Below are 12,342 nucleotides of genomic sequence, written 5' to 3' on the forward strand. Positions count from 1 at the left end.
GAGGGTTGACCTTACCGATCCGCGTGCCGTTCCCGACGCTCTTCGCGCCCGTGGCGCGGGCCTACTCCGGCGGCAGGAGGTCCGGGCGACGCTCCGCGGTCCGCGCGAGCGACTGCTCACGACGCCAGGCGGCGACCTTGGCGTGGTCGCCGGACAGGAGGACGGGCGGTACGGCGAGGTCCCGCCAGGTCTCGGGCCGGGTGTACGAGGGGCCCTCGAGGAGCCCCTCGGCACCGTCGGAGAACGAGTCGTCGTGGTGGCTGAGCCTGTTGCCCAGCACCCCGGGGATGAGGCGGGCGAAGGCCTCTACCATGACGAGGACCGCGGCCTCGCCGCCGATGAGCACGTAGTCGCCGATGGACACCTCGACGACGCGCACGCGGCGGGCGGCGTCGTCGAAGACGCGCTGGTCGATGCCCTCGTAGCGGCCGCAGGCGAAGACGATGTGCTCCTCGCGCGCCCACTCGTGCGCCATGGCCTGGGTGAACGGCCGACCCGCGGGCGTGGGGACGACGAGCAGCGCGTCGTCGGGGCAGACGTCGTCGAGGGCGGGACCCCACACGGTGGGCTTCATGACCATGCCGGGCCCGCCGCCGTAGGGCGAGTCGTCGACGGCCTTGTGCACGTCGTGGGTCCAGTCGCGCAGGTCGTGCACGCCGAAGTCGAGGAGGCCCTTGTCGACGGCCTTGCCGAGCAGCGCCTGCCGCAGCGGCGCGAGGTACTCGGGGAAGATCGTCACCACGTCGATGCGCACGGGGCTACTCCGGATCGAGGAGGCCGTCGGGCGGGTCGACGGTGACGACGCCGCCGGCCAGGTCGACATCCGGGACGATGGCCTTGACGAACGGGATGAGGATCTCGCGGCCGTCGGGCGCCTTCACCGACAGCAGCTCACCGCCGGGCGGGTGCAGGACCTCGGCGATCACGCCCACGTCCTCACCTCCGACGGTGCGCACGGCGAGGCCTTCGAGTTCGTGGTCGTAGAACTCGTCCGGATCGTCGCTGGGCTCCACGTCGGCGGAGTCGATGTAGAAGAGAGTGCCGCGCAGCTCGTCGGCGGCGGTGCGGTCGTCCACTCCCCGCAGACGCACCAGCAGCCTCCCGGAATGGTTCCGGGAGGCCGCCACGGTGTACGTCTGGTTCTGCTTCTCGCGGGGGCGCCGTCCGGTGAGGACGGCGCCGTCCGCGAAGCGGAGCTCGGGCGAATCGGTGCGCACCTCCACGACGATCTCGCCGCGGATGCCGTGCGACTTGGCGACGCGGCCGATCACGAGCTCCATCGGGTCAGCGGACCCGATCGGTGTCGACGACGTCGATCCGGATGCCCTTGCCACCGATGCCGGTGACGAGGGTGCGCAGGGCGGTGGCGGTGCGACCGCTCCGGCCGATCACCTTGCCCAGGTCGTCCGGGTTCACGTGGACCTCGATGACGCGGCCGCGACGGCCGGTGATGAGGTCGACGCGAACGTCGTCCGGGTTCGACACGATGCCGCGCACGAGGTGCTCGACAGCGTCGGCGACGACGGCGCTCATTACTCGCCCTCGGCCGGAGCCTCGGCGGCGGCCTCGGCCGGAGCCTCAGCAGCCTCGGCGGGGGCCTCGTCGGCCTTCTTCTCCGCCTTCTTCTTGGGCGTGGTGGCGGCCGCGGCGGGCTCCTTGTCGGCCGCAGCGAGAGCGGCGTTGAAGAGGTCCAGCTTGGACGGCTTCTCGGCGGCGGTCTTCAGGGTGCCCTCGGCGCCGGGGAGGCCCTTGAACTTCTGCCAGTCACCCGTGATCTTCAGGAGGGCGAGAACCGGCTCGGTCGGCTGTGCGCCGACGCCCAGCCAGTACTGCACGCGCTCCGAGTCGATCTGGATGAGCGAGGGCTCCTCCTTGGGGTGGTACTTGCCGATCGACTCGATCGCGCGGCCGTTGCGGCGGGTGCGCGAGTCGGCGATGACGACGCGGTACTGCGGGTTGCGGATCTTGCCGAGCCGCGTGAGCTTGATCTTGACAGCCATGTGCTGTGGTTCCTTCGTTCGTAGTCACGTGTGCAATTCAGCGATGCGTCAGGATGAACGCACCCGGTTTTGCCGTCTGGTTGCGTGACCGCCGGGCGGTATCTCAGCCGCTGCCGGTCAGCAGCGATCCATTCTGCCACGCCGTGCGACCGGCGCGAAATCGCCGTCGGGGCGGGTTCTCCGTAGAATGGACGAACCAGACCGTGCACGACGTGACTCGCGCCACTTCGGCCCCGATGTTGCGAAAGCAATGGTTACCGGCGGGTAAACTCAACCCTGTCGTTGCCTGCGCGATGCACCGTCAGCCCGGTGTAGACCCCTGCCAGGCCGCGTTCAGCACCCTCGCAGGAACGGACCGCAGACTCAGCCCATGGCCACGCATTTGGAACGACCCACGGCGAGCCCGGTGACCACCGGGCGCACCACGGCCGCCCCGTCTCGCGGCGGCTACCTCTACCAGCTGGATTTCGTCCGCACGATCACGTTCCTCCTCGTGGTCTTCATCCACACGCTGACGAACACCAACGACGAGGTCAACGGCACCGTCACCAACGCGATCGCGATGAACCTGCACTTCACCCGCAACGCCTTCTTCGCGTTGACGGGGCTCGTGCTCGCCTACGGCATCGTGGAACGCGGCGCGCGCCTGAGCCCGGTGCGGTTCTGGCGCAAGCGGCTCACCCTGGTGATCACGCCGTTCGTGCTGTGGGCGTTCGCCTACTGGGCCTACGACATGGTGGTCGGCGGCAACGCCGGCCTGATCCCCACTCAGCTGGGCGACTTCTGGAACAGCCTCAAGTGGGGCGGCACCAACGGCTACCAGCTCTACTTCATCTTCGTCACCCTGCAGATCTACCTGCTGTTCCCGCTGATCTTCGCGTTCGCCGAGCGCACGCGCCGGTTCCACGCCCCGATCCTGGCCGTGAGCGCCGTCCTGCAGGTGGGCATCTACGTCGCGGCGACGTACTGGAACCCGACCACCGGGTGGTGGGGCGAGAACTTCTGGCACCTCTACGCCACCTTCGTGCCGTATCAGTTCTTCATCCTGCTGGGTGTCTTCTCCGCGTTCCACCGGGAGCGGATCGAGGCGGTGCTGCTGCGGCACGCTCCCCTGGTCTTCGCCGCCGCCGCGCTGACAGCGCTGGGCGCACAGGTGCTCTATCGCGTCCGGCTGAGCGACGAGACGGCGCCGATCGTGGCCTCGGCGGTCTTCCAGCCGGCGAACTTCGTGCTGTACGTCGTGCTCGTGGCGGCGGTGTACACCGTGGGCCTGCTGCTCGCCCGCAACCGCCATCGACTGCCGCGCCTGACCCGCTTCGCCTCGTACGGCGCGAAGCGCTCCTTCGGCGTCTTCCTCGTGCACGTGATGGTCCTGTCGACGCTGCTGCTCCCCCGGACGGCCGACGGCGAGCCCTGGCTCACCACGGTGCTCCCGTCGCCCTTCGGCACCGCCGTGGCGTACGCGGTGACGATCGCGATCACCCTCGGCATCGTCGAGCTGCTGAGCCGCGCACCGAAGGCGCAGTGGTGGGTGGGTCGCCCGCGGCCGGCGAAGCGGAAGCTCCCCGCGCCGTCCGCGCAGGCGCCCGCTCCGGCTCCGGCTCCGGCTCCGGCCGAGGAGAGCCTCGTCGGTATCGCCCGCACCAGCACGTCTTGACCCTCCCCTCACTGGAGACCGCAAGCTGATCCTGTGACCGACGACAGCGCACTCTTCACCATCGGCGACGTCGCGGCCCGGACCGGCGCGTCGGTGAAGACGATCCGGTTCTGGTCCGACGAGGGCCTCGTACCCACGGTCCGCAGCACGGCCGGATACCGGCTGTACGACGCGGAATCGGTGGCGCGGCTCGAGCTGGTGCGGACCCTGCGGGCGCTGGGCCTCGACGTGAAGACGGTGCGTGCCGTCCTCGCGGAGCGGGTCGGCCTCGCCGCGGTGGCCGACGCGCACGCGAAGGCCCTCGACGCCGAGATCCGCACGCTGCGGATCCGGCGGGCGGTGCTGCGGTCGGTCGCGACCAGGAACAGCACGACCGAGGAGTTGAGAATCATGCACGAGATGGCGACGTTGTCCGCGGCCGAGCGCCAGCGGATCATCGACGGGTTCGTCGACGAGGCCTTCGCCGGCATCGCACCGGACGCCCCGGGCGCGCACATCGCGAACGGGATGCGGTCCCTGCCCGCCGAGCTGCCCGACGATCCGACGCCCGCCCAGGTGGACGCGTGGATCGAGCTGGCGGCCCTCGTCGCGGACGAGGGGTTCCGGGCGCGGGCCCGGGAGATGGCGGTGACCGGTGCGGCGGCGACCGAACCGCCGGTGATGGTCGATCTGGAGGCCGCCCGCGCGGCGGTCGAGGCCGGGATGCCGCCCGCATCGCCGGAGGCCGCGGCATTGTTGGCGACGCTGCTCCCCGCGGGCACGGACCGGGCCGCGATGGCCGACCAGATGGCGACCTTCACGGACGCGCGGGTGGAGCGCTACTGGTCTCTGCTGGGCGTGCTGAACGCCTGGCCGCCGCGCCCGGCGATGGTGCCGGCGGCGGAGTGGGTCATCGCCGCGCTCCGCGCCCACCCGTCGCGCGGGTGACCGGGGCGGGCTACCGCGCCAGGTCCGCGAGGTCGCCCCGGACCACGACCGCCGACGGTGCCGGCAGTGCCACGTGGGCGAGGGCGACCCGCGGGTCCTCGTCGTAGATCACCAGGTCGGCGGGGGCGCCGTCGTCGATACCGGCGAAGCCGAGCCACTGCCGCGCCCGCCAGGACGCGGCCGCGATGGCCTCCTCGGGCGGCATGACGGCGGCGAGGGCCTCGATCTCGCGAGGCAGGGCGCCGTGCACGTTGAAGCCGCCGGCGTCGGTACCGGCGTACAGGGCGACGCCGGCCTCCCAGGCGGCCCGGAACGTCGCCTTCCGGCGATCGTGCAGCGCCATCATGTGCCGGTGATAGGTCGGGAACTTCTCCTGCGCCGGAGCGGCGATCGAGGGGAAGTTCTCGATCTGGATCATGGTGGGCACCAGGCCGATCCCCTTCTCCACCATGGTGTCGATGGTGTCGGCCGTGAGTCCCGAGCCGTGCTCGATCGCGTCGACGCCGGCGGCCAGCAGGCCGGGTAGCGCGTCCTCACCGAAGACGTGCGCGGTCACCCGGGCGCCGGCGTCGTGCGCCACGGCCACGGCCTCGGCGAGCACGTCGTCGGGCCACAGCGGCGCGAGGTCGCCCGCCGACCGGTCGATCCAGTCCCCCACCAGCTTGATCCACGGGTGGCCCTCGGCGGCCCGCCGGCGCACGGCATCGACGAGCTGCGACGGGTCCTCGAGCTGCTCGCCGAGCCCGCGGGTGTACCGCTTGACCAGCGCGATGTGCCGGCCCATCCGGACGAACCTCGGCAGGCCCGGCTGCCCGTCGAGCGGCGACGTGTCGAGGTCGGAACCGGGTTCGCGGATCACGGTGACGCCGACGGCGACGTCCTCCAGCGCCAGCGCCCGGCCGCGCACGAGGTCGGGCTCGCCCTCCTCGACGATGCCGACGTGGCAGTGCGCGTCGACGAAGCCGGGCACCGCGAACCCCGTCAGCTCGGTGACCGGACCGCCGGGCGGATCGAAGCGCACGGCACCGTCGGACACCCAGAACTCGCCCTCGCCGCCGGGCAGGACGACGCCGGAGAAGTGCAGATCACTCACCCGGGCAACCCTACGTCGTGAAACCGGGCGATTTCGACGGTACGAGGCCATTTGTGGCCTCGTACCGCAGGATTCCGCCGGTTTCGCGACGCACTACCGCTTCTTGCGGAGCTGCTCCTCGAGCGCGGCCATGTCGATGCCCTCCAAGCCGGGGGGCAGCTGGTCGAGGCCCTTGGGCATGCTCGACAGGTCCATCCCGGCGGGCATGCCGGGCATCCCGGGGAAGCCGCCGCCCATCTTGGGCGCCGCGGGGCCGGTCTGCCGGGCGCGGTTGTTCTTCTTGCCCTGCTTGCCCTTCTGCTTGCGCTTGGACAGCCGCTTGGGGGCGCCGCCGCCGAAGCCCGCCATCTGCGACATCATCTTGCGCGCCTCGAAGAAGCGGTCCACCAGCTGGTTCACGTCGGTGACGGTGACGCCGGAGCCCTTCGCGATGCGCAGCCGCCGCGAGGCGTTGATGATCTTCGGATCCGCGCGCTCGGCGGGGGTCATGCCGCGGATGATCGCCTGGATCCGGTCGAGCTGGCTGTCGTCGACGGCGGCGAGGGCGTCCTTCATCTGGCCCGCGCCGGGCAGCATGCCCAGCAGGTTCCCGATGGGGCCCATCTTGCGGATCATCAGCATCTGGTCGAGGAAGTCCTCGAGGGTCAGCTCGCCGGAGGTGATCTTGGCGGCCGCCTCCTCCGCCTTCTGCTGGTCCATGTGCTGCTCGGCCTGCTCGATGAGCGACAGCACGTCGCCCATGCCGAGGATCCGCGAGCTCATCCGGTCGGGGTGGAAGACGTCGAAGTCGTCGAGCTTCTCGCCGGTGGACGCGAACAGGATCGGCTTGCCGGTGATCTCGCGGACCGAGAGCGCGGCGCCGCCGCGGGCGTCGCCGTCGAGCTTGGTGAGCACGACGCCGGTGAAGTCGACGCCGTCGGCGAAGGCCTGCGCGGTGGTCACCGCGTCCTGGCCGATCATGGCGTCGAGGACGAACAGCACCTCGTCGGGGTCCACCGCGTCGCGGATCGCCCGGGCCTGGCCCATCAGCTCCTCGTCGATGCCGAGGCGGCCGGCGGTGTCGACGATGACGACGTCGTGCTGCTTGGCCCGGGCCTCCGCGATGCCGCCGCGCGCGACCTCGACCGGGTCGGCGGCGCTCACGCCGAGGGCGCCCTCGCCGCCGACGGACGTGCCGGGGTGCGGCGCGAACGTGGGGACGCCGGCGCGCTCGCCGACGATCTTGAGCTGGTCGACGGCGCCCGGACGCTGCAGGTCGCAGGCCACGAGCATGGGCGTGTGGCCCTGCTTCTTGAGGAAGGCGGCCAGCTTGCCGGCGAGCGTGGTCTTACCGGCGCCCTGGAGGCCCGCGAGCATGATCACCGTCGGCGGGGTCTTGGCGAGGTTCAGCCGCCTGGTCTCGCCGCCGAGGATGCCGACGAGTTCCTCGTTGACGATCTTGACGATCTGCTGCGCGGGGTTGAGCGCGGCCGAGACCTCGTGGCCCTTGGCCCGCTCCTTGACCCGCGCCACGAAGGCGCGCACCACGGGCAGCGCGACGTCGGCCTCGAGCAGCGCGAGCCTGATCTCGCGCGCCGTCGAGTCGATGTCGGCGTCGGTGAGCCGGCCCTTGCCGCGCAGGTCCTTGAGCGCGCCTGTGAGCCGATCGGAGAGGGATTCGAACATTGCTCCAGACTATCGGGTCTGCTCGTCCTCCGGTGGCGCAGGCGGTGCGGCCTCCGGCAGAACCGCGATGACCGCCTCCTCGGCGACCGCCCGCACGGCCGCCTCGTCGCCCGGCACCGCCAGGCAGAAGACGTCGACGGCGGTGGCGCCGAGCGTGGCCAGCTTGGCCCAGCGGATGTCGAGGCCGGCGTTGTCGAGGGCGCCCGCGACCCGGGCCAGCAGGCCCGGCGTGTCGCCGGACCGGACCTCGAGCACGACGGTGCCGGGCGCACCGTCGAACCAGCGCAGCCGGGGCGGNGCCGCCACCCGCAACGGGGGTGCGGCGGCGGCGCCGNCGGCCGGGACCGCCGCGGCGCGCTCGCGGCGGCGGAGCTCGGCGAGCACGTCGGCCCCGTCGAGGGCGGCGAGCAGCCGCTGCCGGACCAGCGCGGGATCGGGCGGGTCGCCGAAGGTCGGGACCACGACGAAGGTGTTCACCGCGGACTCCCCCACGGCGCCGACGGTGGCGCTCTGCACCCGCAGGCCCGCGAGCGCGAGCACGGCCGCCATGCGGGCCAGGACGCCGCGCCGGTCGGGCCCGACGACGGCGACGGTGAAGGTGTGCGGCCCCAGCGTCGGCGCCGGGGTGATCCGCACGTGCGTCCCGCCCGCGGCGGCGAGCGCCGCCACCTCCTCGGACACGGGTCCGGGCTGCGGCGCGGGCTCACCGTCGAGCACGCGGTGGGTGCGGCGGACGAGCTCGCCGATGAGGCGCGACTTCCAGTCGCCCCACACGCCCGGGCCGGTGGCGAGCGAATCGGCCTCGGCGAGGGCGTGCAGCAGCTCCAGCAGCACCCGGTCGTGGCCGATCTTCTCCGCGACCATCTCGATGGTCGCGGGATCGTCGAGATCGCGGCGGGTGGCGACGGCCGGCAGCAGCAGGTGGTGGCGCACCATCGCGGCGAGCAACGCGGTGTCGAGCTCGGACAGGCCGAGCCGGGCGGCGATGGCCTCGGCGAGCTCGGCGCCGATCACGCTGTGGTCGCCGCCGCGGCCCTTGCCCAGGTCGTGCAGCAACGCGCCGAGCACCAGCAGGTCGGGTCGGGCGACGTCCGTGGCCCGGTTGGCGGCGTGCGCGGCCGTCTCCACGAGATGACGGTCGACGGTCCACGTGTGCACGGCGTCGCGCGGCGGCAGGTCACGGACGGCGCCCCACTCGGGCAGCAGGCGGCCCCAGAGGCCGGTGCGATCGAGGGCCTCGATGACGGGTACCGCGCTGCGGCCGGCGCCGAGCAGCGCGAGCAGATCGGCGACGGTCTCCGCGGACCAGGGACTCCGCGGCGCGGGCGTGACCTCGGCGAGGCGCGCCAGGGTGGACGCCGACATCGGCAGCCCCGAGGCGGCCGCCGCGGCGGCGACGCGGATCGTCAGGCCCGCGTCGCGGTCGGGCCGGGCGTCGCGGGCGAGGGTGACCTCGCCGGCGTGCTCGACGACCCCCTCCGCCAGCGGCCGGCGGACGGGCGGGCGGCGCAGCCGGGAGAAGCCGCGCCGCGGTAGGGCGTTCTGGGCGGTGCGGATGCCCACGTCGACGGCGTACGCCACGGTGCGGCCGCTGTCGCTGATGGTGCGGGCCAGATCGAATCGGTCGCCGAGGCGGAGCGCGGCCCCGATCTCGTCCGCCTCCTGGGCGCGCACCTGGTCGCGGGCGCGGCCGGAGATGCGGTGCAGCTCGGTGCGCACGTCCAGGAGCCGGGCGTAGGCGGCCGCCAGGTCGTTGCCGGTGGTGCCGCTCGGCGTGGCCGTCGGCGTCGGGATGCCGTCGGTGAGCTGGGCGAGGGAGAGGGCCTGCAGCAGTTGCACGTCGCGCATGCCGCCGCGACCGTTCTTGAGGTCGGGCTCGGCGCGGTGGGCGATCTCGCCCGAGCGGCGCCACCGTTCGCGGGCCTGGTCGACGAGGTCGTCGACGCGGGAGCGGATGTCGGCCCGCCACTGGCGGCGCACGCCGCTGATGAGCAGGTTGGTGATCTCCTCGTCGCCCACGATGTGCCGGGCGTCGAGCAGTCCGAGCGCGGCGGTGAGGTCCGACTGCGCGACGCGGATCGCCTCGGGCACCGTGCGGACGCTGTGGTCGAGCTTGATGTGCGCGTCCCACAGCGGGTACCAGATGTTCTCGGCCACCGTGCCGACGTGCGCCGGGTCGAGCCCGTCGTCGTGCACGAGGAGCAGGTCGAAATCACTGTAGGGCAGCAGCTCCCGACGCCCGAGCCCACCGACGGCCACCAGGGCGAGTCCGCTGTCCGGGCCGATGCCGGCGGCGGCGCCGTGCGTGCTGAGCCACACCTCCGCCAGGTCGGCGAGGGCGNCGCGCAGCGCGGCGGGGNCNAGGCGGTGGGGGCCCGCCGCCCGGTCGAGAAGGCGGGCGCGGGCGGCGNCCAGCTCCTTCGCGCCGCCCTGCGCCCCGCCGCTCTGCTCTCCCCCGCCGGGCGCCACGCCCTGCGCCCCGCCGCCCTGCGCCCCGCCGCCGGGCGACACGCCCTGCGCGCCCGGCGCGATCGCCCTGTCCGGCACCGTCATCGTGCGTTCCTACAGGGCCTCGTTGCCGCGCTCGCCGGTGCGCACGCGCACGACGGACTCGACGGGGGTGACCCAGACCTTGCCGTCGCCGATCTTGCCGGTGCGTGCGCCCTCGACGATCACGTCGACCACGCTGTCCACGACGGCGTCGTCGACGACGACCTCGATGCGGACCTTCGGCACGAAGTCCACGGAGTACTCGGCGCCGCGGTACACCTCGGTGTGCCCCTTCTGCCGGCCGTAGCCCTGCACCTCGCTGACGGTCATACCGAGGATCCCGGCCTGCTCGAGGCCCGCCTTCACGTCCTCGAGAGTGAAGGGCTTGACGATCGCGGTGACCAGCTTCATATGAGTTTCCTTCGCTTAAGTCGGTTGTGGATTCAGCTTAGATCCGGTCACCTCAGACCAGGTCGTACGCCGTCTCGGCGTGCTCGGAGTTGTCGATGCCATCGGCCTCGGCCTCCTTGTCGACGCGCCAGCCGAGGGGCTTGAGCGCGAGGGCGATGACCGCGGTGAGGATCGCCGTGAAGGCCAACGCGGCCGCCGCGATCACGATCTGCACGACGAGCTGCTTGTAGTCACCGCCGTAGAACAGGCCGGTGTCCTTGGCCAGGAAGCCGAGCGCGACGGTGCCGATCACACCGGCCACCAGGTGCACGCCCACCACGTCGAGCGAGTCGTCGAAGCCGAACTTGGACTTGAGCCCCACACCGAACGCGGCGGCGACACCGGCCACGACGCCCAGGATGATGGCGCCCACGGGGGTCACGTTCGCGCAGGCCGGGGTGATGGCGACGAGGCCGGCGACGACGCCCGACGCGGCGCCCACCGTGGTGGCGTGGCCGTCACGGAACTTCTCCACCGCGAGCCAGCCGAGCATCGCGGCGGCGGTGGCGGCGGTCGTGTTGACCCAGGCCAGGCCCGCGGTGGCGTTCGCGCCGAGGGCGGAGCCGGCGTTGAAGCCGAACCAGCCGAACCACAGCAGCGCCGCGCCGAGCATCACGAACGGGATGTTGTGCGGGCGGTAGGACTGCTTGCCGAAGCCGAGACGCTTGCCGACGATGATCGCCAGCACGAGACCGGCGATACCGGCGTTGATGTGGACCACGGTGCCGCCGGCGAAGTCGATGGGCGCCACGGTGGCGTGGCCGTCGGTGGTGCCGAACAGCTTCGCGGCGATCCCGCCCTCCGCGCCCGACAGCAGGCCGCCGCCCCACACCATGTGGGCGAGCGGCAGGTACACGATGGTCGTCCAGATGCCGGTGAACAGCAGCCACGTCCCGAACTTCACGCGCTCGGCGAGCGCGCCCGAGATCAGCGCGACGGTGATCACCGCGAAGGTCAGCTGGAAGCCGGCGAAGACGATGGCCGGGAGGCCGCTGCCCGCGGCGTTGAGCACCACGAGGGTGTCCTCGCCCGACGTCTTCGTCTCCATCAGCTGGTCCAGGCCGAAGTAGGTGAAGGGATTGTCGAACATCCCGAGGTAGTTGCCCTCCCCGGAGAACGACATCGAGTAGCCCCACAGCACGTAGATCACGGAGACCAGGCCGAGCGAGCCGATCGACATCATCATCATGTTCAGGACGCTCTTCTGGCGGGAGAGTCCGCCGTAGAAGAAGGCGAGCGCGGGTGTCATGAGCAGCACCAACGCCGCGGACATCAGCATCCACGCGGTGGTGCCGGAGTCCACCTTGCCGAACAGTTCGTCGGGCACAGAAGCCAAGAGCACGGGAAACCTCCTCGGGCGCGCCGCCGTTGCGGCGCGAGTGAGAACAGCTTCTGCCGTGACCGTTTCCCGGTGGAGGCGCTCGTGTTGCCCGTGTGTAACCGGTCGGCCCCGGTTCGGGCCGCCCGGTTACGCGCAGGTTTCCTACGGTGCCGCTACCCGACGTCGGTGTAGCGCGCGATCGGCGCGCCGAGACCGGTGGTCACGAGGGCGGGGATGCTGGTCGTGACGAAGAAGTTCCACCCGCGCGAGCAGGCCTCGAAGCACTCGGATTCCGCGGTGAGGCCCACGTGGGTCAATCGCAGTTCCGTGCCGTCGGGTCCGGGCGTGACCTCGAAGACCACGTCGGTGTCCGTCCACTCCCGGTGGTCGTCGATGAAGGTGAGCTCGGCGTCGACCGCGTGCCACACCAGCCGGTGCGGCGCCCGCACCTCGGTGAGCTGGAACCGGCAGAACCGGATGCCGGTCTTGGCGCGCGCGGTCTCGCCCGGATAGCGGACGTCGTCGGTGAAGACGAACTCGTCGTCCAGGTCGGCGGTGTGTCCGATGAGGTTCCGGCTCCACCACTCCCGGACGTCGGTGAGCGCGTCGAACACCGCCTCGGGCGGCGCGTCGATCGTGGTGGCGGCGGTGAGGTACTCGGTGCGCTGAGCGGTGCCGGGCATGATGTCGACCTTTCGATGAGGAGTCCTACACCTCCTCGTCGAACAGTCGGGCCCGA

11 protein-coding genes and 3 pseudogenes are annotated in these 12,342 nt (G+C 71.9%); 2 read left to right on the forward strand and 12 right to left on the reverse strand.

The window, feature by feature from the left end:
• Nucleotides 1-61 precede the first annotated feature (61 nt).
• From trmD to rpsP, 4 genes are read right to left on the reverse strand one after another with little or no spacing between them, the layout of a single operon-like run.
• Nucleotides 62-754 (reverse strand): tRNA (guanosine(37)-N1)-methyltransferase TrmD, encoded by a 693-nt coding sequence (gene trmD / locus ACNAYW_RS04600; RefSeq protein WP_415848582.1) that lies wholly within the window; start codon nucleotides 752-754, stop codon nucleotides 62-64.
• Between the two features lie 4 nt (nucleotides 755-758).
• A complete protein-coding gene (gene rimM / locus ACNAYW_RS04605; RefSeq protein ID WP_415848583.1) occupies nucleotides 759-1,280 on the reverse strand; it encodes a ribosome maturation factor RimM in 522 nt (173 codons plus the stop codon).
• Nucleotides 1,281-1,284: 4 nt separating this feature from the next.
• Complete coding sequence (locus ACNAYW_RS04610) at nucleotides 1,285-1,533, reverse strand: RNA-binding protein (protein ID WP_013126270.1); 249 nt, start codon at nucleotides 1,531-1,533, stop codon at nucleotides 1,285-1,287.
• A complete protein-coding gene (gene rpsP / locus ACNAYW_RS04615) occupies nucleotides 1,533-2,000 on the reverse strand; it encodes a 30S ribosomal protein S16 (protein ID WP_415848584.1) in 468 nt (155 codons plus the stop codon). Before rpsP ends, ACNAYW_RS04610 begins: the two co-directional genes overlap by 1 nt.
• Nucleotides 2,001-2,370: 370 nt before the next feature.
• Between rpsP and ACNAYW_RS04620 the strand changes: the two genes are divergently transcribed.
• Complete coding sequence (locus ACNAYW_RS04620; RefSeq protein WP_415848585.1) at nucleotides 2,371-3,657, forward strand: acyltransferase; 1,287 nt, start codon at nucleotides 2,371-2,373, stop codon at nucleotides 3,655-3,657.
• Between the two features lie 33 nt (nucleotides 3,658-3,690).
• The gene (locus tag ACNAYW_RS04625) at nucleotides 3,691-4,584 is read left to right on the forward strand and encodes a MerR family transcriptional regulator (protein ID WP_415848586.1); all 894 of its coding nucleotides are present in this window, start codon (nucleotides 3,691-3,693) and stop codon (nucleotides 4,582-4,584) included.
• Nucleotides 4,585-4,594: 10 nt separating this feature from the next.
• On the opposite strand, the gene ACNAYW_RS04630 is transcribed toward ACNAYW_RS04625, so the two are convergent.
• From ACNAYW_RS04630 to ACNAYW_RS04660, 8 genes and pseudogenes are all read right to left on the reverse strand, one after another.
• Nucleotides 4,595-5,677, reverse strand: a complete 1,083-nt coding sequence (locus ACNAYW_RS04630) for an amidohydrolase family protein (RefSeq protein ID WP_415848587.1) — start codon at nucleotides 5,675-5,677, stop codon at nucleotides 4,595-4,597.
• Between the two features lie 93 nt (nucleotides 5,678-5,770).
• Nucleotides 5,771-7,342, reverse strand: coding sequence for a signal recognition particle protein (ffh, locus tag ACNAYW_RS04635; protein WP_415848588.1), 1,572 nt, complete (start codon nucleotides 7,340-7,342; stop codon nucleotides 5,771-5,773).
• 9 nt (nucleotides 7,343-7,351) lie between these two features.
• Nucleotides 7,352-7,639: pseudogene (locus tag ACNAYW_RS04640) on the reverse strand ([protein-PII] uridylyltransferase); the annotation flags it as partial.
• 38 nt (nucleotides 7,640-7,677) lie between these two features.
• Nucleotides 7,678-9,683, reverse strand: a pseudogene (locus ACNAYW_RS04645) ([protein-PII] uridylyltransferase); the annotation flags it as partial.
• A 21-nt stretch (nucleotides 9,684-9,704) separates the two neighbouring features.
• A pseudogene (locus ACNAYW_RS24700) lies at nucleotides 9,705-9,752 on the reverse strand (hypothetical protein); the annotation flags it as partial.
• 152 nt (nucleotides 9,753-9,904) lie between these two features.
• Nucleotides 9,905-10,243 (reverse strand): P-II family nitrogen regulator, encoded by a 339-nt coding sequence (locus ACNAYW_RS04650; RefSeq protein WP_068524879.1) that lies wholly within the window; start codon nucleotides 10,241-10,243, stop codon nucleotides 9,905-9,907.
• 52 nt (nucleotides 10,244-10,295) lie between these two features.
• A complete protein-coding gene (locus tag ACNAYW_RS04655) occupies nucleotides 10,296-11,624 on the reverse strand; it encodes an ammonium transporter (RefSeq protein WP_415848589.1) in 1,329 nt (442 codons plus the stop codon).
• A gap of 152 nt (nucleotides 11,625-11,776) precedes the next feature.
• Nucleotides 11,777-12,286, reverse strand: a complete 510-nt coding sequence (locus ACNAYW_RS04660; protein ID WP_415848590.1) for an SRPBCC family protein — start codon at nucleotides 12,284-12,286, stop codon at nucleotides 11,777-11,779.
• Between the last annotated feature and the right edge of the window lie 56 nt (nucleotides 12,287-12,342).

The sequence above is a fragment of the Tsukamurella ocularis genome (genome assembly GCF_965138335.1).
Taxonomy (GTDB): domain Bacteria; phylum Actinomycetota; class Actinomycetes; order Mycobacteriales; family Mycobacteriaceae; genus Tsukamurella; species Tsukamurella ocularis_A.